Raw genomic sequence first — 23703 nt, 5'->3', positions numbered from 1 at the left:
GTTGTTAGTTGTTATTTATTGGTTGTTAGTTGTTAGACAACAGCCAAAAGAACCAATTAGGTTGGGTTAGGTTTGGGAGATGCGATCGCTCTATCCAACCCAAAATCAAAAGTTGTGCATCTATCGGGACATCAAATCAAATTGTGCAACTTATCGACCACACTAACAACCAATAACCAACAACTAATAACTAATTACAACCAATTTCCTACCAAAACGTAAGGTGCCCAGTAAAAAGGATCTGAATAATCGCCTTTTAGTAGCTCAACTTGAGCGCGGCGGAGGGCTTCGGCTTTGGTAATCGTTGTATCAGCTAACTGCCGATAGAATCGCACCATTAGTTCTGCGGTGCCAGCATCACTGACAGACCATAATGTTGCTAGTGTACTGCGTGCCCCAGCGCGTATGGCTATACCCGCTAGCCCCAAGGCGGCTCGTTTATCTCCAGTTGCTGTCTGGCAAGCACTGAGAACCAAGAGTTCAATAGCATTTCTACCACTGTCTTCTCTCGCTCGTAGGAGGCTGTTGATCTCATTCACGTTGAGGCGGTCATCCCAAGTGAGAATGAATGTCTCTTCAGCGTTGGAACTAAATTGACCGTGGGTTGCCAGGTGAACAACGGGAAAAGGTACCGAGTCAATCGCGCTTTGGATGGCGCTGCTGGTAAAGTCCTGATTGAGTAGCAGTTCACCTGGGACTTCGGATCGGATTTGTTCTAATTCCTGCCCAACATACGGGAGGGGAGGGAATGTATCCCGCGCTTCTGTGAGTCCAGCTTTGAGAGCAGTGAGTTTACCGCGTAGTAGGGGTTTTGGGTCGAGGAGTTGCAATCCTGGAGTCAGTGCGATCGCATATTTCTCAACTAAGAACTGCTCCCCATCATTCAGGACTGCCATTGGCAGATTCAGTAAGGGACCATCCAGCACAAAGACAAGCGTTTTCGCGTCACTGGCGGCAATCTCCGAGGCAGCAGGTCGAATTAACCAATCGTACACCTGCTGAGCCAGTGGTAAGTACGCCTCCTGTTGTCCTGGAGGCGCAGTGCACGCTCTCCCCTGAATGCCTAGAGAGCGACACTCTTCCCTGCCTGTGACTCCTATGCCTCTATCACCAATACCATCGGGAGAAACAGCAGCACGCAACCTCGTAAAAACATCTTCCACAGCAGCTTGAGGTAGACGAGTTGCATAATGGCTTAGGGATGTAGTGTTGGGCAGCGATAAAACAACCTCTAAGCGGTCTTCAAGAACAATTGGATAGATGACAGCGGCTTTCTGGTCGATCTGGTCAATTTGGATTGCGGTTGCATTTAGGCAATCTTCTCGGAAGAAGTTCACCAGTTCTGCTTGCTGGAGAGATTCAATTTCAACACGGGCTTGTGCAAGATTGTTTTGATTGGGTTCACCGCCATCGGATTCTAATAACAAGCTAACGAGTTCGCGATATACAGGTTCGACGCTTTCCCGAAATGAGAATTGAACATCTGGGTTGATACTAACCAAGTCACTGCGTAGAGCTTTGAGAGTATCAACAGCCGCTGTGTAAGCCGCGATCGCACCTTCGCGATCGCCCTGTGCTTTTAGCAATCGTCCTAATTGCCACTGCCAACGGTAGGAAATATCCGAGGCATTAATCGTTTGAGCGAGAAGTAGTGATTCCTCTGTTAAGTCCTTCGCATCACTCAATTGCCCAGTTTTTTCATACAATCCACCAAGATTTCCCAGAGCATAAGCTAAAGCCCGTTGGTCACCTAAGTTTCTCGCTTGTTGGATTGCAACAGCTAATTGTTCGGCGGCTTGCTTACTTTCAGCACCCGATAGCTTGAGCAAACTCTGAGCTAAGTTAATCCGGGCATAGACGGCTGCTCGATTGGGTGGTAAATCTGCCAGTAGCGACTGAATCTCGGATACTAGCGCCTCTGCTTCTGAAAATCGCTCCGTTTCCACTAACAAACTCAGTTGATTTAACTGTGCCTGTACCTTGATTGTCGCTGAAGTGGAGAATTCAGCGGCTTGTTGATAGAACGATATCGCCGTGTCAGGGCTACGCTGTTGCTGAGTGGTGTTGCTACTGTGTTGAGCGCGAATTGTATTACCCAAGCTGAACAAAGCCGCACTGATATGGGCAGGAGATTGCAAGCGCTGGGCAATTTCCAAGCTTTGTTTTAAAACCTCTTCCGATTTATCAAGGTCGCCTACTAGTTGCAAGGCATCACCCAAGCTACGCAAGCCAATCGCTAAGTTGAGTGAGTCGGGTTGATTTTGAAGAGTTTTGTTGAGTTCCTCTAATGTTGATAAGGCGCGACGGTATAAGCCTAGAGCTTGCAGCGCTTGAGTTTGGTTAATGCGGCTGCCAATCACTCCCGCCTGATTGCCGAGTTGAGTATGGGTAGCGGCTGCCTGTTGCCAAGTCGTCAGTGCTTGTTCGGGCTGTCCGATCGCAAGTTGCAGACTACCTTGAATATCCAAGGTTTGGGCGAGAATTTGCAATCGTTGGGTTGTCTTCTCTGACACGTTGCCGACAGCTTCTTCCGCTTGCAGGAGTTTTAAGCTATTTGCGATCGCTTCTTCTGCCTCAGTCCAGGAACCAACTTTCTGATACGCCAAGGAAAGATTGCTCAAGGTTATCGCTTGCCGGAGGACATCTCCCTCACTTTGGAATGCCGCTAAAGTCCGTTGTAAAACCGAGATTGCCTCTGAGTAACGTCCTGCTTCATAGAGTTCTCTACCCTGTTGCAGCAACTGAGAGGTATTGGGTAATCCCTGAACAACTGGAACATCAGCGGAATTTTTAGCAAAAACAGGCGATCGCTCCATGTCCCAGAACCAGGCAAACCCTTGGACAAGTAAAAAGGAAGCGAGAAAAAGCCCAACAAAGAGAGTTTTTCGCTTCAGAAAGGAGATGCAATGATGGAAAAGTAAAAGCCGCTTTCTTGCCATGTCCGGTCACTTGAAGAAATAGACACAAGGGGAATGCCGTAATCTAGGCGAAGGGTGAGGATATCGCCCAACTGCCACTGTAAGCCGAGACCAATTGATGCTAGTACATTTTGGTCAGGGTCAGGTCTACCTGAATTGTTCCAAGCTGCGCCGATATCAACAAATGGAGCTAGCTGTACAATGCTGTCCTCTAGCTGCGGTAAACGAAGAACAGGTATCCGTACCTCGGCTGAGGCTAGTACACCATTATCGGTTAGGAGGATATCCTGGCGATAACCTCGAACGCTTTCTTGACCCCCCAAGCCAAACTGCTCTAAAGGCACAAGCGCCCGATCTGCGAGTTGGGCATCGGCACGAACCAGTAACAGAGTGTCGGGAGCCAAAAGGCGTACCCACTGCGCTTGTCCTCGCCAGCTAAAAAAGCGGCTATCGGGAGCCTCTTCGTTAATCGTGGCATCGAATGCGCCAGTTCCGAAGCTGAATTGGGAACGGGCGGCGATGACTTCATTACTATTACGCTTTGTCCATTCCTGGAAAAAGCGCACAGCGGAAATGCGAGTCCGTCCCTGTTCATCTGCTCCCAAAGAAAGGGCGAAGGGAATCTCCAATAGTGAGGTTTCACTTTCCTGGCGTGTTGCCGTCAAACCAAAGGCAAATTCTTCTGTGGGAGTTCGATAGATTGGCTGACGGAATGTGAGTTCGTAGTAGCGCGAGTCTGCCTCAATGTCAAGTCGTTCAAAGGGAGGCTCAATTACCTGACTATTTGTGGTGCCAAAGCTAAAGGTGAGGGTGCCATTCTGGGGATTGACGGGTCGGGTATAGCTAATATTTAGCCCATTACTACCGCTGGTATTGTTGTAGCCCAAGCTCAAACCATCACCATCTCCCAGTAAGTTAGCTTGGTTGATCTGTACTCCCCGATCAAAGGTGCCAACGCTGGGTGCGCGGTTGTTGTTAGCGCTGAATTGCACGCTAAACGTTTCAGCTTCTGTCACCACCACGTCTAGTACGCTTAAGCCCGGTTCGGTTCCGGCTGCCAATTCCGCTGACAGGTTTTGAATCAGGGGGTCAAGTTGCAACAGTTGCAAAGCTTCTAGGAGGCGATCGCGATTTAAGGGTTTTTCTGTGGCAATTTCCAGACGCGATCGCACATAGCTCGGATTCAGCCGTTCGGTTCCCCTAACATTAATGGATTCCAATCCCCCTTCAACCACCTGAATTCTGACCACACCGCCTTCAATCGTTTGCAGTGGGATGAGCGCACCAGAGGTAATATACCCTCGCTCAAGGTACAACTGGGTAACAGCGGAACGAGCCTGGAAGAGTTCGGCAAATGAAATGGATTTATTCGTAAATTGAGCCGTCGCTTCTGCTAAGTCTTCATCACTAATTGCGGTATTGCCCTCAAACTCGAACCGTTCAACCGTAATCGTTTCTGGAACTCTACCAGGTATAGGATCCGGTGTTGGGGGAATCCCCTGTGGTGAGTTCAGTAACTCGTCTGGCGGTGGCAACTGTGTTGGCGGTTGCGGTTCTAGTGGCGCTTCGGAAGGTGGCTCTTGTTCTTGTACATCTGTTGGTAGCTCGTCGATATTTGAAGGCAGTTGCGGGACTTGGGGAGTTTGCGCGATTAAGTCCCGACTGAAGTACGGGGGATTTCGCGGGAATTGGGAATTGGGAATTGGGAATTGGAAAGAGGTAGCCTTTCGCCATTCCCCACTGCCGAAATCGGCGGATGTCGGTTCCTCCCTCGACTGAAGCACGGGCACTTCCCCTCCAATTTTCTGTGAGTCGGTAGCTTGAACGGTATCAACTTCAGATGGTGTAGATAAAGCTAACTGCTCTCCTCCCGTTTCCCCTTTGTGTAAGGGAATAGGGGAAACTGAATCCTCTATGCTTGCAGGAGCATTGCATGATTTAGGGATGACATCTGTCGCTTCTGTTGGGCGACAAAATTCTTGTAGGGGCGCAAGGCTTTCGCCCTCGAAAGTTCCGGTTCTATACGCTCCTACAACAAAATCATCCTGTGATTGTGCAACCTCCCTTGCAGGAGAATAGCAAGAGGAGAGATTAATCGAACACTCTGCCGTTTCTTCAACTGTCTGTGCCTTCACAGATTCAACATATAAGCTGCTGGTCAACACCAACAGACTTAAAGACAAGCACGACGAATATTGACGCAAATACACTCTATGAACCATTACAGACAACTGCTGCCAGCGAGGAATTATGAGGTGTGACAGTGGGTGTTTGTGCGGTAAGGATTACTTCGCCCTTTTCACCAATTACCCACCCTTGGGCTTCAGTATACGTGGAAGTTTTTGGCACATTAGTCGCAGTAGGAGCCACACTTTCAGGTGTTGCTGAAGTTGGCTCGTCTGTCGGATTCTCAACAGGTTGGTCAACTCCTACCCAGTTGGTTACTATGGATTCACTCTGAAGTGGGCTGTTTGGGTTAGGCGGCAAGCCCCCACGCCCAATAACTGTAAAGCGGCTTTCTTCCTGCCTTGAGTTTCTCGTAGCGCTACAAGTCCGAGCAATTAGCCGAGTTGCATCAATGGGTTCGGCTGGCAGTGGGGATTCGAGATTATCTTCTGTATTGATTTCGACAGAGCCATCTATTCCTAAGTCAGAACTTGCCACAAAGTCGCTTTGTGGAGTACGCCCTACTGTTTCTTCAAACTGCCTGAATCCTCGGACGATTATCGGGCCATCTGATGGGCCTCTAGCTGTGATGTTGCCCCCTGTTCCGGCATAGGCATTGGCAACAATGTCACTGTTTTCCGGGAGGACGGCGAGGATCGCCAAAGCGGTAATGTCTATATTTCCCCCTGCACCATTGTTAAATGCTTCAGCAGAGATTTCACTACCAAACAAAGGGTCTCCGTTCATAATGATCGAATCTTGCACACGCAACGTGATGTTGGCGTTTGCACCAGAAGCGCTTGTCGCTTGCAGTCTGCCACCTTGGTTCAGAACGATCGAATCCGCTGTAATCTCTAGGTTGCCGGGATTTCCTGAGCCTTTACCACTGACGGATACAAAGCCCTGATTCTCAATGGTGAGGTTCCCGTTGACATTGAGGATGATGCTTCCGGCTTCGCTGGCATTTTGAGTCTCAGCGGTGACAAAGGCATTGTTTGTTATGTAAAAGTCACCTGTGTTAACGGTAATGCTGCCCGCTGAGCCTTCTGCTCCTTGTTCAGTACTCACTAGCAAGCCACTAAAGAATCCATTAAAACCAATTCCAGAAAGGAAAACAAATTCAGGGGCAGTAATTTGAAGATTTCCCGCTCTTCCTTTGCCACCAGGAATCCCATTTTCTTCACGGAAAACACTTGCAGAAATCTGAGAACCGTCTAGTAGAGTTAGCGATCGCGCTGTAACATCAATGTTCCCTCCATCACCAACACCTCCTTGCTCTACAAGGCTTCTAATTGTGCTGTCTGTAGTGAGTAGGACAGAATCATCAACCTGTACCAGTACATTTCCGGCTGCTCCCATACCAAACGTACCAGCCGCAAGCTCACTACTTGTCATGTAAAGCGATGCGGCGTCTAAATTGATGTTGCCACCTTTACCCATCGCTCCCTGTTCTAGTTGACTAAAGATTCCGCTGTTGGACAGAGTGACAGCACCCACTATATCTACGTTGACATCGCCAGCCTCTCCTTGCCCACCGGGGAGTCCTCTGTTCGTATCGGCTTGGCGAACTAGAGTTTGTAGTCCAGAGCCATTTGCTAAGGACAGTGTCCCTGCCTGGATATTGATCTGACCCCCATTTGCGATCGCACCCGGTTCCACGGTGCTGAAGATTCTCGCATTGTCGAGAAAGACTCCCCCAGCAACTTGGATATTGATAATCCCGGCATTCCCGCTTCCTGCCGTGCCCGTACTCAGCTCAGCATTATTACTTGCAAAAAGTGACCCTGTTGTGCTTGTAATATTAATATTCCCACTGCCTATCGTGTTAATCTCTAATGACTGAGCCTGCAAGCCACTGGCAGGATTGACTGGATCAACAATGAAGGTTGCACCCCTCAAAGCCTCCTCTGGAGTTGCACCAGCATCTAGGAACGCCTGTTCCAGAGCATCAAATCGGTCATAGTAGCTATTGTCAAAACCAGAAATGGAGATGTCACCCGTCGCATTGACTGTGATGCCACCCGCCAAACCATTACTAAAGGCAGTAGTCAGAATTTGTCCACCATTGGTGATATCCAGTGTGTTGACATTCACTGTAATATCACCACCTCTAGTATCAAAATCACTTCTGGCTCTTGCGCTCAAAACGGCACCATCTTCAATTCGCAAGGCACCTGTCGTGACATTGATGCTACCACCCTGACCTGTGGCGGAATCCTCAGTTGTGACAAATAAACCACTTGAGAATCCGCCATCCGGATTGCCATCTACATCAAGCGTTGAGAACGGAGCAATTCCAGAGAGAGTCACAAAAGAGGGACTAGCTGGGTCTAAAGGCTCAACTGTAATATCACCAGCCTTCCCTGCACCAAAAGTTTGAGCCAGAACTTCGCTGCCTCTGAGTAGAGAAAGTGACTGAGCTTGGATCAAGACGTTCCCGCCATTTCCACCTCCGTAAGTGCTAGCTTCCACGAAAGCGGCATCAGATAAGAAAACCGACTTTGCTGTCAGCGTAATGTCACCCGCTAAACCATCCCCAAGGTTGGTAACAAATAGTCCGCTATTGGAAAGTCCAATAGGAAGAACATCATCTTGTTGATCAGTTTGTCCCGGTAATTGGAGGTATTCATCAATTCGAGCGAGCCGCTCTGCAAAGTTAGGGTCTTTTCCAGAAAGGGTGATCGTATCTGTAGCATTGAGTTGAATTATTCCACCATCACCTGTATTGCGGCTGAGGCTGAGTACTTGACCACCATCAACCGCTGCAAAGTTGGTCGTGTTAATAACAATGTTGCCCCCATCTCCTGGATTGAAGGTGCTAGCTTGGACAACAGCCCCATTAACTACCAAAAAATCCCCTGTATTGACAGTAATATTTCCGGCTGGGCCAAAAGCTCCTCGCTCCGTAAGAGCCAATAAACCACTGGAAAAGCCTGTAGAGCCAATTCCAAAAAGCGTGATGGAGTCAGTGGCATTAACCCGAATACTTCCACCACTGCCCTGTCCACCAGGAATGATATTTCCCTGTCCATCGCCTTGTTCTCGAAACAAAACAGAATTGATTTGAGAGCCACCTGCGACAAAAAGCGATCGCGCTTGGATGTCAATGTCAGATGCCCTGCCAATCGCTCCAGACTCGACAACGCCTCTAATTTGACTTTCGTTGGTGAGTGAAACTAAATCATTAACTTGTATGGATATGTTGCCAGCATCCGTTTGTCCTACTGTGCTGCTGATTAGGACAGCACCATCAGATATGAAAAGTGAATCGGCAACAATATCAATGTTGCCGCCCCTCAAGCCAGGTGCGATACCACTGTTAATGCTGGCAATGCCGCTGATTCTGTCTAAGGTTTGTAAGCCTGTTACAGAGATTGTGCCACCGCTATTGAGCCTAATGTTACCGCCTAATAAACCAGAGGAGTTGATTAAAGAGCCAGGGGTAAGGGTGATATCACGATCAGCCACTAAGGCGACATCGCCGCCATTACCAAACAACGTATTGTCAAAAAGAACAGCATCAGCGTTGATGACACCATTGATTGTGATGTTGCCGCGAGAGTTCATTGCGACGGTGCCACCACTGGCAAAATCACCATTCAAAATTGCCCGATCTGTTGTGCCAAGAACTTGCTGCGTGGGTAGAACAACAATATCTCCTGTCAAATCGGGATTGGGCAAGTACTGATTCGTCAACAAAATCGTCCCTGCCAAGGGAATTGCTGGCCCATCTACAAAATCGGAGTCTGCACCCGCAAAAACAATTGTGCCAACTCTGATATCTGCACTAGTAGGAGTTCCTGTATTGAAAAAGGGTATGCCAAAGGCGGTTGTTCCAGCGCGGATGTCGAGGGTTGGTTGAGTTCTCCCATCAATTGACACAACCTTTCCATCGGACAGCACAACATCCTCAACGATTCCATTAACTGGGTCTGCTCCTTGAATCCAAACAAAAGCAGGAATGTCTACGCTACCCCCAGCGAAAATGTGCAGGGAAGCTCCTGTGTAGGAGTTGAGTAATACATCACCATTGGCTCGAATTACTGGATCATGGGGGCTGTACAAATTCCCTGGAGTACCATCAAGCTGCTCGATCCTAAAATTGCCACCTGCCGTATAGTGAGCATCTCCTCCCACCGTGTTGCCTGAGCGCAAGATCATATCTCCCACGGAGAAGAAGCCGCTTTCTGGATGATTGAGGGCAAAGATATCAACTCCCTGCTCACCCTCAACTAGTAGTTGACCCCCAGCCGAAGCGATGAAGGGATTTGTTGCACTATCTCGCACCCTGACATTATCGCTAGCTTGCATCGTCAAGTCTTGTCCTGCACTTAACTGACCTTGTAAGTCAAGTTTTCCTGCAGCTAGGGTGAGATTTTGTCCTACGGCTAAGTTCCCAGCATTGCTAATCACGCTCGACTGATTCGATCCGTACTGCAAGCCGGGATGCAGATTAATTGTCAGAAGCGGTGGAGCCTCTGGATTTGTGGCACTAAAGTGTAAACCATTTTCAAATACTAGACTGTTCGCTGTACTCGCCATCAGCGAACCCGCAATATCTAGCGTTGCATTTGGTCCAAAGATGATGCCATTGGGATTGAGGAAAAACAAGTTTGCTCCCCCATCCACCCCCAATGTGCCGAGAATGGCTGAGAGGTTACTGCCAGTTACTCGACTGAGGATATTCTCTATTCCAACAGGATTGGCAAAATAGACCCGTTGTCCCTCTCCTATATTGAAGTCCAAGAAACTGTGGAACAGGTTCGCCCCTCGTATTGCTCCACCATTAATTTGGTCAGCCGGAAACCCCTCAATATTGACGTTGGGTGTCAAGACAGAACTTTCAGCACCTAATGTACCATCGGGGATAATCTGAGCAGAAGCAAAGTTACTAGAAAATGCGATCGCGCTACTCATCCCCAAGGCGCTCAGCCTGAGAGCATACTGCACTCCCCTTGAGAGTTCACATTGCGACTTTGTTGAGGGTATCGTAGATGTTTCATCTCCCAATTCACCAGACGTTTTATCGCTGACGAGGGAAATTGACCTACCAATCTTGAATTGATGATGCAGTTGTCGTAACACCCAGGTAATAATCACTGCATTAGTCCACCAAGGGCTAGTAGTTTGTATGGAAGTATTGGGCAACACGATACCATAACCTCCTGCTGAGGATATAAGTAAAGTTAATTTTTCATTACAAATTTAAAAATTATACATCTAAAGATAGATGCACAACAGTAACGGCTTCACTCCTCAGCTAACCGCTGATGGCTCATTCACCTTCTTCTCAACCGAATTTGGCGAAGCGTTTCACAGTAGTCAAGGCGCAAAAGAAGAAGCCCTGCTGAAGTTTGTCGAACCTTGCCAACTCGCACACAAGGCTCAACAACCAGTACTGCAACTGCTTGATGTCTGTTATGGTCTGGGTTACAACACGGCTGCTGCTCTTGAAGTGATTTGGGCGAATAATCCTAACTGTCGTGTCGAACTGATTGCTCTAGAATTAGACCCAACGGTGCCAAGAACTGCGATCTCACAAAATTTGCTCAGTACTTGGAGTTCACCTATCCCGCAATGGCTGGAGATTATGGCAACTTCTCTTTGCCTTCAAACCAATCAGTTGTCCGCCGAACTGCGTCTCGGTGATGCTAGAGAGACAATTCAGCAGTTGCGTCAATCCAACTTTCAGGCTGATGCAATTTTTCTCGATCCCTTTTCGCCACCTCGTTGTCCTCAGTTATGGACAGTGGAGTTTTTCCAGCAATTAGCTGGCTGCTGTGCAACCGATGGAAAACTTGCCACATACTCTTGTGCTGCCTCTGTACGTCATGCCTTGCTTGCTGCTGGGTTTAAGATTGGCTCGACTTCACAAGTGGGAGCAAGGCAACCAGGAACCGTAGCGAGTTTCACGGCTACTGATTTACCGACTCTTTCTGTGCGCTCAGAGGAGCATTTGCAGACTCGTGCAGCTATTCCCCATCGCGATCCTCATTTATCTGACCCAGCAGCAGTTATTTTGGAGCGGCGTCGCTTGGAACAGCAGGAGTCATCTTTAGAGCCGACATCCCGCTGGCAAAAGCGCTGGTCAAATCTTAAGAGTTATTAAGATTATCAAGCTTTTACGAGCTGAGACTTTAGTACTTGGTCGCGTTTTTCAAGCTCATTATCTACTTAACTTTTGTACACATTTAAGTTTTAGCCAAGTTGCAATTTATCCTTGGATTTTCTTCTCTCACAATGCCAATTTTTGGGAAATTTTTGAGCAGAAATGTTCTTGTAACGCTGATGTACTCTACTCTGCTTTGTGAAGAACCGATGAAGCCTGACTTTTAAATTAAACAATGGTAAATAATAAAGTAGGAATAGCCTTGATGGGTTTAGCTAGGGTCTACCTTTGTAGACAAACAATGTCTAAACCTGCTTTCCGAGTGCCTCTTGCCACCCTCTCGACAGTTGAATTGTGGGAAATATCCAATGACTCAGCCGACCAGAAGCTGGAAGGGAACTAATAGAAAGACCTGAGTTGCGATCACGAGTACATTTACCTAAATCCACGACTAAGCGATGGCTATTATCAAAAATATGACTGTTTAATCCCTTTACTTTGTAAGCGGCATTAAATTCCTCTAAAAAAATCGTATTTAAAATATCTAAATTAAGTTTCTAAAATTGATGTATTACAGATTAAAATACAAAAACTATTAGATGTCTCTCCCAACCAAAAGATGGGGGATTCAGTTAGCTGCTGGCTGTTGCTCGTTGACTGTTTTTCTGTCAGCCGTCAACGGACAACAGTTAACGGAAGGTGTCACGACCTCCCACACCTGAGAAGGAGTGAACGGGTCTACCGTTGTAGTAAATGGTTATAAGAAACCCGTTTGCAGAACCAAGCTCTCCAGTGAGCCGAGTAAAAGCCTAGATTTGCCCTAAATCATGTTTAATTCATTAGGTGCTTCAACACTATCCAGATCTGGAACAATCGCTTCCGAGCTAATTCCTGTGGATTCTTTTCAAGCTAAAGTCCTTGTGGTTGATGACCATCCCTCCAGCCGAATGACGGCAGTGGCTCTTTTGTCAGTGGAGGGCTATGAGGTACTAGAGGCAGACAGTGGCACAGCAGGACTAAAGCGAGTTATTGAAGGAAATCCAGATTTGATTCTTCTGGATGTCATGATGCCAGGAATGGATGGCTTTGAGGTTTGTCGCCGTCTCAAAGAAGATGAACAAACTCGCTTGATTCCGGTGGTGTTCATAACAGCGCTTAACGATAAGCGATCGCGTATTATGGGCATCGAAGCTGGGGGAGATGATTTTCTGACCAAGCCCTTCGACCGCCTAGAACTCTCAGCACGAGTCAAGTCCCTTGTGCGTCAGAAGCGTCTGAATGAAGATTTAGACCACGCCGAACAGGTTCTCTTCTCAATGGCAAGAGCGGTTGAAAGCCGTGACCCGAATACAGGTGACCATTGTGAGCGTCTTGTTGCGATGGGTAAAGCTTTTGGAGAATACATCCAGCTTCCGAGAGAAGATGTTCGGAATTTGATGTGGGGGGGTTATCTCCACGATATCGGCAAAGTTGGGATTCCTGATGCCGTACTGTTGAAAAAAGGGACGTTCACTCCTGAAGAGCGGGAGATTATGAACGGTCATGTCCTGATTGGCGAGAAAATTTGCAAACCGCTACGAACGATGCGGGGTGTGATCCCGATTATTCGTTACCACCATGAGCGCTGGGATGGTAGTGGTTATCCGGATGGTCTGGTAGGAGATGCCATTCCCTATCTCGCTCAAATCTTCCAAATCATCGACATTTACGATGCCTTGACTAGTGAGCGCCCTTACAAACGCGCCTTTACACCAGATGAAGCTTTAGAACTAATTGCTCAGGAAACTGAAAAAGGTTGGCGCAATCCTCAACTCATTGAGCAATTTATGGCGTTTATCAAACAGTCTGTATTACCTAGCCAGTAAGCTGTTCAGCATTTAGATTACCTCTAGGGCGCAACAATGACACAAGCCAAATCATCGCAGCCCATTCCAGTCAATATTCCACCAACACTAAAACTTACTGTTACTCACGAGCAGTTGGTTCAGCTAGCGATCACGAATCGAGATTTACAACTGGAACGAACGGCGACAGGAGAGTTAATTGTTATGGCTCCAACTGGAGGCACCACAGGAAATAGAAATTTGGATATAGAAGGGCAACTGTGGTTGTGGAACCGTCAGACTAAACTGGGTAAGACGTTTAACTCTTCTACTGGCTTTCACCTCCCTAACGGAGCAGATCGCTCTCCTGATGCGGCTTGGGTATCTCAAGAACGGTGGGACGCACTCACTCCCCAAGAGCAAGAGGGATTTGTACCCTTGTGTCCTGATTTCGTTCTGGAACTTCGATCTAAGAGTGACAGCATGGAGCAACTGCGAGCCAAGATGAGGGAATACATGGAAAACAAGGCTTGTTTAGGTTGGTTGATTGACCGGAAAAACAAAAAGGTTGAGATATACAGGCAATCTCAAGAGGTGGAAGTGTTGGATAATCCCGCTACCTTGTCAGGCGAAGATGTTTTACCTGGGTTTGTCTTGGATTTGACAGAGGTGTGGAGTTAAAGCAGGTGGTGTTATTTACAAGGCGAAGTTGCAGCGATCACTCTTGTCTATCAAGAACGTTTAGTGGATAAGGGCGATCGCATATTCTGTGTGTAGCGCGATCGCTCTTTTCTAGCATTTGCCTAGAAAGGTACGTGAAGCGGCTTTATCTTTAGGCAACTGTAAGTTCATAATGCAAAACTAAAAGTTCATCTTCTTTTAAAGTAGCCATTGCATATTCACGTCCTTGGGTGTCAGCAAATTCTACTAAATACTGACAGTATTCTGTTTCTTCGTATACTTCAACAACGGTTCCAACTTGTCCGGCAGGTAAGTTTCGGATAGATGTGTAATCGGATTCTATTAGGGTCAATCGCTCAATTGGAACTGGATTGATAATGGCTACGGTATCAAACAGTTTAATTTTTTCCATTGCTATCTCTTGCAGTACCGTTCTCAACACCATCTTCACCTAAATCTAGGTTTTGAGTTGAGCCTTCTGAAGGTAATGGGACAGTTATTTGCAGAAAGACCTCAATTGTTATTTGATTGTTCTCAAAACTTATATTAGTTATATTAGCTACGCTATTTTTTGGTAAACAATTACTAACTGGCAATTTAGCAGATGACTGACTTTTATATCCAGCTTCCTCAAGCCATTCACTAATATTTCGCCAGTTTTCTATCTTTTCATTACATTTGTCCACCAGACTTTTAACATACCTATACAGAGTGGCACATAGATCGGTTTCAACTCCCTTGACATTTTTACCCAGTCTTTCAGCTATTTCAGCCGGACTATAACCAGAAAGCAACCCCCGCAGGTGTAGCTTCTCAACAGGTGTCAGACGTTTTCCCTTAGTAGAAGCTAAGTCTGCGTACAGGGTTTCTAAGTCCCAGTGGTTCGCCGCCTCGGTAAACGACTCGTCAGTTGCCATAGCTAGGATGATCGTAAATTACTGATGTAATCCTAGCTGATATCCTGACATTCATCAGGTTAATGTTAAGTTTTACTGATTTAAATTAGGATTGTGCCAAGCAATGTACAAGAAAATGGCACTGTAAACGCAAACTCGTTGCCAGGGTGTTTCGCTTCAAGAATAAAGTTCCCTAGTATGAGGCAGGAGTATGTCAGTTTTCGATCAGCGTGGTCAAAATGTAAATTATCAGTACAACGCTGCTGGCAATATCAATTTTAGTGATGTTCAGAACCGCGCAGACCTTATTAGTGAGTTGGAAAAGCTTAAGGCTGAGGTCACAAAAGCAAGGGATGCCGAGGTTATTGATGCTGAAGTGGCTACAGATGTTGATTACCAAATTACGAAGGCTGTTCAGCAATCTAGCAAGACTGAACCAAATAAGAACGCTATATTGCAGCACCTCAATACAGCAAAGGGGCTAATAACGGGAATAGCGGAAGCTGGGGGTATCGTAACAGCTTTAATGAAGGCTGCTGAGCTAGCTACACAGTTCTTCTAACAACGATGTTCCATTTTTGTAGCTATATTTTGACTAAAGATTATGGCAAACTACGACCAGCGAAACCAGAAGGTTGATACGCAGGTCAACGTAAATTTCCAAAGCCCTTCCCCAGATCCTTTTGTTTTGTTGAACCAAGGTATTAAGCTGCTGGAAGCAAAATCATATCAGCAAGCAATAGATGTATTTGAAACCGTTCTTGCAGTAGATTCTTCAATAAGTTATACCTACTGTTATTTGGCACTAGCACTACTCAAAGGTAGGCGACCAAAGATATTAAAGCGCACTGAAGTGGAAGAAATCGATCAGCTACTTAATGCAGCCACTGAAATGGGTGACTTAGATGGTACTGTTCAATGGTTTCGTGCGCTTGTTCGAGATGATTATTACAACGGTAATAGAATAACAAAGTATCCACCGCCATCAGTAATAGATATTGTCAAAACCGCTCTCTCCTGTAACGTGGACATCGCTAGGCTACTGGCACTACTAGCCAGATTACCAATGTCTGACAACAAATTGTATGCAACCCTTGTCGAGCAACTTGTGTAGAAGGAAAAATTTTCAATGTCAACATTTTCAGAGGATGAGAAGCGGAAGCGAATTCGGAGCTATTTTGCGAAACCAAAACTAAAGTGGCCGAGCGTACTAATCGTACTTGGACTACTCCTGTTGTCACAATCTTCAATAGGCTTAATTCTCTTGATTGCAGGAGGAATATGGTTATTTATAGAGGTTAAGCCTTTGTTTGATGCTCCTGGCGATCAGGCTATTGATGCTTGGTTGATTGATGATATTGAACAAATTAAGAAGCGCTCACTAGAGCGTCTCAATATAGATGAGTCTGAACTTATAAGGGATTCTATTGTGATTCGTGGTCCTATCCTGTGGGCTACAAATGGCATTCCCAATGATGAGCTTGTTTGGAAGAAGGGCAAGGATGAACGGGTTCGATTTAGCATCAATGCTATAACAATAGTGTATTTAACAGAGCATAGGCTTAGCTCTTATCAGTGTACCTATAACTTCATGAGAGGTGTACCTCTTAATGAGCAAGATGACGAGTTTCACTACAGGGATGTCGTAGCTGTCTCGAACCGTGAATCATCAACTAACTACACGTTGCCAAACGGTGAACTAATGAAGCAGGCGCAACTTTTCAAGCTGGCTGTAGCAAGTGGCGATAGCATTGAAGTTATCGTCAACTCTGCGGAGCTGGTTAAGTTCACGGATGGAACCATTGTGGAAACAGGACTTGATAATGCTGTCAAGGCTTTGCGTAAGGTGCTGAGTGAAAAGAAAATGTAGTGATGAGATTGGTTTAGAAATGCATCAAAAGTTTTAGAGAAAGCAGATGAGGTTGTCAAACTAAATAGTTGGACAAGCATTGTACCTTCCGATAACTGTAGAGAGATTGATGTGCGATCGCCGCTGACTTGTGTAGCAAAATTGAAAAGCGATCACTCCTTATATTCCATCAATGATTCTTGACTTGAGGGTTACCGCAGTTAACGCGATCGCAATCGAAGACCAAATCCAGCGAATTCGGACTACATTAAAGCGCCTTACAAGCATCAACAAGCATCTCACAGCTCTACATCAGAGCGCCAATGCGATTGAAACAGAGGCAGACACTCTTAAACACGAAATCCGTGGTGTCCTTGACTCCATTGAGGATGTCATTCGCGTTGCGTAATTCGGCTTGTAGGGGCGTATCACCATACGCCCTGACTTAGCTCTAAGCCTTTAACAGAGATTTACTACCGAGGGTCTGCATCTGCGTTAAAGTAGGCAAAAGTTGTCGAAGTTTTTGGTTAATTACTATTTTCAAGGCTATGAATCTCCCTACAACTCAGGTTTATCCCGTTATCTGGCATGAAGGTCGCGTTCTCCTGATTGACCAAAACCGCTTACCACTGGAGTATGCCCTTGTTGAAATCAGCTTAGTCAAGGATATGGCACGGGCGATTAAAACCATGATTGTCCGAGGCGCACCTGCAATTGGTGTCGCTGCTGCCTATGGAATGTACTTAGGAGCGAGGGAAATTGAGACGGATAATCGAGACGAGTTTTTGGCACAGCTAGAGGACGTTGCCCAGATGTTGCGCCAAACTCGCCCAACAGCCGTGAATTTATTCTGGGCGATCTCACGAATGCTCAAAACGGCTTATGAGACGCTGGGTTCAGTTGAGCAGATTCAAGCCTCGTTACTAACAACGGCTCAAGCGATTCAGGTTGAAGACTTACAAACCTGTCAGGCAATTGGCGATCGCGGTTTGGAAGTGTTGCCCTCTACCCCGCATCAATTATGCATTTTGACCCATTGCAACACGGGGGCGCTAGCTACAGCAGGGTATGGCACTGCTTTAGGTGTCGTGCGTTCCGCATGGCGGGATGGACGACTGGCGCGAGTCTACGCTGACGAAACTCGTCCTCGCTTGCAAGGGGCAAGACTGACATCTTGGGAATGTGTACAAGAAGGTATCCCCGTTACCGTGATTACCGACAGCATGGCAGCGCATTGTATGAAACAGGGGCTAATTGATGCGGTTATCGTTGGTGCCGATCGCATTGCTGCCAATGGCGACACAGCGAACAAAATTGGCACCTATAGTTTAGCGATTGTTGCGAAAGCCCATAATATTCCGTTCTTCGTCGCCGCGCCCCTCTCTACCATTGATTTTGAATTGCCTAGCGGTAGCCAAATCCCAATAGAAGAGCGCCACCCCTCGGAAATCTATCAAATTGGCGACACGGTGACTTGCCCTCCTGGAGTGGAGTTTTATAACCCAGCCTTTGACGTTACACCAGCCGAGTTCATCACTGGCATTATTACCGAGCGAGGTGTAGTTGCACCGAGTCAGTTGCAACAGCTTCAACTCAAGCAACCCGCTTAGAATTAGTTAAACCTGAAAGCCCATGTCTTTTAGTCCCTGACGGAGGCGTTGGGCTTCAGGAGGATTATGCACCTCATGGAGAGCGATCGCTTTTTTAAAGGCTGATAAACTCTCCGGTACTTTACCAAGTTTCAGCCAAACCACCCCTAAGTTTTGGTAAGCATCGGCGTATTCTGGGTTTAGCTGAATCGTTTGCTGATAGGATGCGATCGCTTCTTCCAGTTGCCCCAGTGCTTTTAAAGTCATGCCCAAGTTATTATGTCCGGCGGCAAAACTAGGGTCAATTTTTACAGTTCTTTCATACACAGTTTTCGCAGCAGTTAACTCACCAGCCTTCAACAGCAAGTTGCCTAAGTTATTGTAAGCCCCGATTTTCAATTGCGGTAACATTGGCTGCTGGATTGCTGCTTGATAATGCACCACGGCTGAGTTGAGATTAGATGTACGGGTGTAAGCATTGCCCAGATGATAGTGCAGTTCAAATAATACTGGAGGGTCTAACGGCTTTGCACCTAAGCCACGCTCCAAAAGTTCAATGCCTTCCTGCAACTGATTCAACTGAACATAAAGCGCCCCCAGTTTACTGCATACATAAGGGTCATTTGGATGATTTTCCAGAAAGCCTTCCATTGCTAGTCGTGCTTTGGTGTATTTATCTAAAGATGCGATCGCTTCTGGTTGGTAACCGTAATGCTCAATTGCGACTGTAGATAGAGAAACAACTTGCCAATCGGGTTTTCGCTGCAACAACGCTTGCACACTATCGTCCACCATTGCATGATAAGGGCGGGAAAAGTAAACGTCTGGGTGATGGCGGAATAGACGTGAAACTAAGGAATAAGGAGATTGAGACGCGCCTACTTCTTGGCGTACCAGATTAATCACAAGATTGCGCTTACCTTTCATCGCCTGCTTCATCTCTGGCACAATCTTTGGCGTTAGTACTTCATCTGCATCCAATACCAACACCCATTTTCCTTGCACATACTTGAGAGCATAGTTTCGAGCAGCCGAGAAATCATTGCACCACTCAAAGTGATACACTTTAGCACCAAACTCTTTAGCAATCTCAACTGTTCTGTCAGTAGAACCTGTATCCAGGATTACCATCTCATCCACAACATCTTTGACACTACTCAAGCATTTGGGCAAAGACGCTTCCTCGTTTTTAACAATCATGCACAGGCTTAGATGCATATAAATAAAAGTTTGAATCGCGCTCAACTACTCTAAGACTAGTAATTTTACTTGCTAACAACCAATAGCCAACAACCACCAACCAAAAACCAGTCATCTTATGATTTTACGAGTTTCAGATAATCAGCGATTTTTGGTAAAAACTAGTGATGGACAGCCTTTTTTGTGGTTAGGAGATACAGCTTGGGAACTGTTTCATCGTTTAACACGAGAAGAAGCGACTAGCTATCTAGAAAACAGACGAGAAAAAGGTTTTACAGTTATTCAAGCGGTTGCTGTAGCTGAACTAGACGGTTTAAATACACCAAATCCTTATGGTGACTGTCCCTTTCACCAGAATAATCCCAGAACACCCAATAAAAAGTATTTTCAACACGTTGATTATGTTGTTGATGCAGCAGAAAAACGAGAATTATTTATTGGGTTTCTCCCTACCTGGGGAAGCCATGTAGTGAGTGGTGTAATAAATGAAGGTAATGCTAGAACCTATGGTTACTATTTGGGTAATCGATACAAAAATCGAACTAATATTATTTGGATTATAGGAGGCGATCGCAATCCCGGAGGCAAGGAAAAAGTCTGGCGTGAAATGGCGGCTGGATTAGCAGAAGGCGACGGAGGAAAATTCCTCATGACTTATCACCCAGTCGGTGGTTCTACCTCATCAACTTTTTTCCATAATGAAGAATGGTTAGATTTTAATATGTTGCAGTCAGGGCATAGCGCTCTTGATTTACCTAACTACACGACTGTTAGTTCTGATTATGCTAAGAGTCCAGCTAAACCAACTTTAGATGGAGAACCACGCTACGAAGATCATCCGATTAATTGGAATCCAGGCAATGGATATTTCCGTGATTATGATGTACGTCAAGCGGCTTACTGGGCATTAGTTGCAGGTGCTTTTGGTCATACTTATGGACATCATAGTATTTGGCAAATGTGGGCACCTGGACATAAAGGAATTAGTTCTCCAGAGTACTATTGGCATGACGCTTTAGATCGACCGGGTGCGGCGGATATAATTCATCTTCGGAATCTCCTGCTATCTCGTCCCTTCTTAAGCCGTGTTCCTGATCAATCCATTATTAGTAGCAACCCAGGAACAGGAGCAAATCACTCTTCAGCAACACGCGGCGATGACTATTTATTTGTTTATGCTTATACGGGACAAAATTTTACGATTCACCTGGGTAAAATTTCCGGTACTCGTCTAAAAGCTTGGTGGTATGACCCACGTAATGGTAGCAGTATTTTTATTGAAGAGTTTGCTAATAGTGGTACTCGTGATTTTGAACCCCCAGGTACAAAAGGTAGAGGAAATGATTGGGTTTTAGTCGTAGATGATGCCGCAAAAAACTTCTCTCCTCCTGGAAAAATATAACTTGTTAAGTTAGCTAGAGTACAAAAAATTCAGTTATAACCCTTTGATATACTCCCTCACCACAAGTGGCAGATTGTAAAAACTTCCTTGTTGTCCTATCAAGCAGCGCCGCAATAAAGATTGCAGTGCATTTCGTAAGTCTGACGCTGGCCTTGTCCCATTTTCTATCAATTTTGCTATGTTGACGGGTTCGCTTTCTTTAGCCAATAAGGAGAGAGCTTGTTTTTCTATTTCAGATAAGCGATCGCACTGCTGCTGTAAAACATCTTTCAAATCTTCTGGCAACAATAGAGTATCATCTGGTAACAACTTCGTTACCCCTTCTCCCAACTCTTGAATCAGAGTTGCCACGCTTTTTAAGCATAGAGGGTTGCCTTGGTAGCGGTGAATGAGTGTATCCCAGTCATCAATTTCTTCTAACCCATTATCTCTGAGTAATTCCCGTCTTGCTGCGATATCTAATCCTGTGAGTTGTAAGGTACGAATGGGAGTATTTTTGCTTTTAACTTGAGAAATTTCTCTCGGTTGCTCCCAACCGATTAACAGAAAGCAACTTTGATGAGATAACTTTTCTATCTGTTTGAAAAAGGAGCGATAGTTTTCGTATCCTGGTTTATACTTTCCTGCCAACTCGCCGCTACTGAAAATTTTGTGAACATCATCTAAGACTACAAAACAGCGATATTTTTGTAAATACTTAATTAGAGGTAAAGGTTTTTGGTTTGTTGTAGATGAATCTAGTTTTTCTGGCTGTGACAAAAACTGTATCAGTTTATATTGAAATTCAGCTAAGGTTGGAGATGCCTCTAGACTGCACCAAATTACATACTCAAACTCATCTTTTATTTGTTGTACGAGTTGCGCTGCTAATGTTGTTTTGCCGATGCCACTGATACCTGTAAGGGCTATTAGGCAGCAGCGTTCTTGTAAAATCCAGGTTGTGAGGGTGTCGAGTTCAGGAGTGCGATCGTAGAGAACACCCAACTCTGGCATCTCACTTAAATCTTGATACAGGGTTTGAGGTTGTTTTGTATTAGATGTTTCCTCATTATGTGGGTTTGAGTTTGGTATATCTGGCGGGTGTCTACTTTCTCCACAAATGTTAAAACTATCGCTCACTACAACGTCTTGTGCAAAGTTTAAAACAATAGAGTTTTGCCACCTCTCCATTGCTGATCGAAAATTCGATTTACTGACTTCTTCACCTAACTGTTCTGAGAGTATTTGCCATAATTCCGCTCCCACTTCCCTAATTCGACTTTCAGAACAGTCAAAATCTTTGGCTATTTCCTTATATTTTTCTCGTTGTAGAGTTCCTCGCAGTACCGCTTCTTGTAAATCGTCAAGGTGCCGACCTGTTTTGGAAAATACTATCTTATCAGCGAGTTTTAACACTTCTTCAACATTCATTAAGGCTGGGAGATTGGAGCATTTTGTGGATTATAGCTCACATTTTCCGGCTTTTTAGTACATCTTATTACATTTTCCCACAAAAGTAGATTAAAGAAAGTGAAAGGCGAGTAATAATTTCGGCAAGATTGAACATTTTTAGGCTAGACGAACTTGGATTTATTAAAGATCATGGGAGAAGTATTAAAGCCTAAATTTAGGGATTGAACGCTGGCTGTTTTATACACCGTAATAGTCTGTTAGACCGTAACTGCGGTCTAATCAAAAGTTATGCTGCTTACCTACTGGTAAGAGTGTGATTGAAGATTATTTGGTTGGACAACGAAGCTCATATGAGGTTTTCAAAAGAAAATCTTTTTTCTGAGAAATCACCCGTAAGGGTTTGACAGGTAATTTTGCTTTTAACTTATCCTTTCCTTAGGGCATACTTTTGAGCGAATTTGCCAGTCCCAAGACTGAAGTAAATCTGGACTGTTGTAGTTTTTGGAGCATTTGAACATGACTGACCCTATCAGACTTAACATCAATGGTAGTAGAATCACTGCTGGTCGTACCGATGTATTCATTAACGATCCTTCTCTCGCTGATGCACTGAGGAAAGATTCAGCGTCTGTGCTTGTTGAATTCCAGAAGTCTTATGGAGCAACTGTTTCTTTAGATGAGATTGAGGTTGACAGGGTAAACGCATCTTAAATTTTTTAGGATTCGAGGTAAAATCAAGGGCTACCCCTGGTTCCTAAAACAACAAGCTGTTCAAGAGCCGCTTTTCGGGTGTCACCATCAAAGGTAGGATTGAGGCTGAATATCTACTTTGCCATTGAGTAGAAATCGATAGCCAGGTGATGACTCTAAGTCTAGAATCTACATTTATTAAGCACTTCGCTTGCTTGGAAGACCCCAGAGTAGAACGCACAAAGCATCATTTACTCATAGATATCATTGCGATTGCCATCCTGGCAGTGATCAGTGGAGCTGATGGTTGGGTAGCAATAGAAACCTATGGACAAGCCAAACAAGAATGGCTAGCCAGCTTCTTGAGTCTGGCGAACGGCATTCCCAGCCACGATACTTTTGCCAGGGTGTTTGCTCGACTAGAGCCTAGACCAGCGCGGCAGAAGTAACCCACCAGCCAAGAAAGGGTGAAAACTGGGGTAAACTGCCAATAGCCAAATCATCAAGCAGATGAGCTAGTTAGCAACTGAAGTCCATGCCCAGTCCGCAAGCCGAAAAAATTATCCTCTCCTTAAGGCAGCAAACCCTACTCAAACAGATTGTGCGTCGAACCACAAACCCTTATCGTCTCGTGAGGCGAGCGCACAGTTGATCTTGTTAGCCACTGCCGGAGTTCCTAACAGCCAACTGGCTCGAGAGTTGCAATTAGAGCGAGGTCAAGTGCGCTTGTGGCGAGAACGATGGCTAGCGGCTATGCCTCAACTAGCAACAGTAGAAGCAGAGAACAGCACTGACCAAGAGCTGATAGCTCGAAGTGCGCTATTACCTGACTAGTCTAGAAGTTGATGCTCAAGTTTTAGCTCATGCTGTGCGAACTCATTGGGGAGTGGAAAATTCTGTTCATTGGACGATAGATGTGACTTTCAAAGAAGATGCTAGTAGACTTCGGCGGAAGTTAGGCTACTATTAATAGAGCCAATCTAACGTA

The 23703-nt window shown here is 45.6% G+C and carries 18 protein-coding genes and 2 pseudogenes; 13 read left to right on the top strand and 7 right to left on the bottom strand.

Features of this window, described 5'->3' with window-relative positions; genetic code table 11:
* Positions 1–194 precede the first annotated feature (194 nt).
* The 3 genes from AC5JL3_RS23390 to AC5JL3_RS23380 are packed head-to-tail and all read right to left on the bottom strand — an operon-like array spanning position 195 to position 10235.
* Positions 195–2939 carry a CHAT domain-containing protein gene (locus tag AC5JL3_RS23390; protein ID WP_496076763.1) on the bottom strand — a complete coding sequence of 915 codons (2745 nt, stop codon included), beginning with the start codon at positions 2937–2939 and terminating at the stop codon, positions 195–197.
* Positions 2891–5140, bottom strand: coding sequence for a ShlB/FhaC/HecB family hemolysin secretion/activation protein (locus AC5JL3_RS23385; protein ID WP_496076762.1), 2250 nt, complete (start codon positions 5138–5140; stop codon positions 2891–2893). The genes AC5JL3_RS23390 and AC5JL3_RS23385 overlap by 49 nt, the downstream gene beginning before the upstream one ends.
* A complete protein-coding gene (locus tag AC5JL3_RS23380; protein ID WP_496076761.1) occupies positions 5130–10235 on the bottom strand; it encodes a two-partner secretion domain-containing protein in 5106 nt (1701 codons plus the stop codon). The genes AC5JL3_RS23385 and AC5JL3_RS23380 overlap by 11 nt, the downstream gene beginning before the upstream one ends.
* 79 nt (positions 10236–10314) lie before the next feature.
* On the opposite strand from AC5JL3_RS23380, the gene AC5JL3_RS23375 reads away from it, so the two are divergent.
* The 3 genes from AC5JL3_RS23375 to AC5JL3_RS23365 all read left to right on the top strand — a co-directional run bounded on the left by AC5JL3_RS23375 (position 10315) and on the right by AC5JL3_RS23365 (position 13697).
* A complete protein-coding gene (locus AC5JL3_RS23375) occupies positions 10315–11193 on the top strand; it encodes a tRNA (5-methylaminomethyl-2-thiouridine)(34)-methyltransferase MnmD (protein WP_496076760.1) in 879 nt (292 codons plus the stop codon).
* Between the two features lie 827 nt (positions 11194–12020).
* Positions 12021–13058: a response regulator gene (locus AC5JL3_RS23370; protein ID WP_496076759.1), complete on the top strand. Its 1038-nt coding sequence runs from the start codon at positions 12021–12023 to the stop codon at positions 13056–13058.
* 36 nt (positions 13059–13094) lie between these two features.
* Positions 13095–13697: a Uma2 family endonuclease gene (locus tag AC5JL3_RS23365; RefSeq protein WP_496076758.1), complete on the top strand. Its 603-nt coding sequence runs from the start codon at positions 13095–13097 to the stop codon at positions 13695–13697.
* 151 nt (positions 13698–13848) lie between these two features.
* On the opposite strand, the gene AC5JL3_RS23360 is transcribed toward AC5JL3_RS23365, so the two are convergent.
* On the bottom strand, positions 13849–14109 hold the full coding sequence (locus AC5JL3_RS23360) for a DUF4926 domain-containing protein (RefSeq protein WP_496076757.1): 261 nt from the start codon (positions 14107–14109) through the stop codon (positions 13849–13851).
* A complete protein-coding gene (locus AC5JL3_RS23355) occupies positions 14096–14614 on the bottom strand; it encodes a helix-turn-helix transcriptional regulator (protein ID WP_496076756.1) in 519 nt (172 codons plus the stop codon). Before AC5JL3_RS23355 ends, AC5JL3_RS23360 begins: the two co-directional genes overlap by 14 nt.
* A gap of 190 nt (positions 14615–14804) precedes the next feature.
* Here AC5JL3_RS23355 and AC5JL3_RS23350 point away from each other — a divergent pair, with 190 nt between their 5' ends.
* The 5 genes from AC5JL3_RS23350 (at position 14805) to mtnA (ending at position 18052) form a co-directional block, all read left to right on the top strand.
* On the top strand, positions 14805–15155 hold the full coding sequence (locus AC5JL3_RS23350; protein WP_496076755.1) for a hypothetical protein: 351 nt from the start codon (positions 14805–14807) through the stop codon (positions 15153–15155).
* Between the two features lie 42 nt (positions 15156–15197).
* Positions 15198–15707 carry a hypothetical protein gene (locus tag AC5JL3_RS23345; RefSeq protein WP_496076754.1) on the top strand — a complete coding sequence of 170 codons (510 nt, stop codon included), beginning with the start codon at positions 15198–15200 and terminating at the stop codon, positions 15705–15707.
* Between the two features lie 15 nt (positions 15708–15722).
* Positions 15723–16463, top strand: coding sequence for a hypothetical protein (locus tag AC5JL3_RS23340; protein WP_496076753.1), 741 nt, complete (start codon positions 15723–15725; stop codon positions 16461–16463).
* Positions 16464–16635: 172 nt separating this feature from the next.
* On the top strand, positions 16636–16851 hold the full coding sequence (locus AC5JL3_RS23335; protein WP_496076752.1) for a hypothetical protein: 216 nt from the start codon (positions 16636–16638) through the stop codon (positions 16849–16851).
* A gap of 139 nt (positions 16852–16990) precedes the next feature.
* Positions 16991–18052, top strand: coding sequence for an S-methyl-5-thioribose-1-phosphate isomerase (gene mtnA / locus AC5JL3_RS23330; protein WP_496076751.1), 1062 nt, complete (start codon positions 16991–16993; stop codon positions 18050–18052).
* Positions 18053–18058: 6 nt separating this feature from the next.
* Here mtnA and AC5JL3_RS23325 read toward each other — a convergent pair whose 3' ends face one another.
* Positions 18059–19249 (bottom strand): tetratricopeptide repeat protein, encoded by a 1191-nt coding sequence (locus AC5JL3_RS23325; protein WP_496076750.1) that lies wholly within the window; start codon positions 19247–19249, stop codon positions 18059–18061.
* Positions 19250–19349: 100 nt separating this feature from the next.
* On the opposite strand from AC5JL3_RS23325, the gene AC5JL3_RS23320 reads away from it, so the two are divergent.
* Entirely contained in the window at positions 19350–20633 is a 1284-nt protein-coding gene (locus tag AC5JL3_RS23320; protein WP_496076749.1) for a glycoside hydrolase family 140 protein, read from the top strand.
* A gap of 33 nt (positions 20634–20666) precedes the next feature.
* On the opposite strand, the gene AC5JL3_RS23315 is transcribed toward AC5JL3_RS23320, so the two are convergent.
* Positions 20667–22043 carry a helix-turn-helix domain-containing protein gene (locus AC5JL3_RS23315; protein WP_496076748.1) on the bottom strand — a complete coding sequence of 459 codons (1377 nt, stop codon included), beginning with the start codon at positions 22041–22043 and terminating at the stop codon, positions 20667–20669.
* A gap of 498 nt (positions 22044–22541) precedes the next feature.
* Between AC5JL3_RS23315 and AC5JL3_RS23310 the strand changes: the two genes are divergently transcribed.
* The 4 genes and pseudogenes from AC5JL3_RS23310 to AC5JL3_RS23295 all read left to right on the top strand — a co-directional run.
* Positions 22542–22736: a hypothetical protein gene (locus tag AC5JL3_RS23310; RefSeq protein ID WP_496076747.1), complete on the top strand. Its 195-nt coding sequence runs from the start codon at positions 22542–22544 to the stop codon at positions 22734–22736.
* Positions 22737–22885: 149 nt separating this feature from the next.
* Positions 22886–23143 (top strand): annotated as a pseudogene (locus tag AC5JL3_RS23305) (transposase family protein); the annotation flags it as partial.
* 220 nt (positions 23144–23363) lie between these two features.
* Entirely contained in the window at positions 23364–23549 is a 186-nt protein-coding gene (locus tag AC5JL3_RS23300; protein ID WP_496076746.1) for a hypothetical protein, read from the top strand.
* A pseudogene (locus AC5JL3_RS23295) lies at positions 23527–23673 on the top strand (ISAs1 family transposase); the annotation flags it as partial. The gene AC5JL3_RS23300 and the pseudogene AC5JL3_RS23295, both read left to right, overlap by 23 nt.
* Positions 23674–23703 lie beyond the last annotated feature (30 nt).

This window comes from Symplocastrum torsivum, from assembly GCF_059505465.1.
The sequence above is the reverse complement of the archived record's forward strand: the minus strand, read 5'-3'. Positions and strand labels throughout refer to the sequence as shown.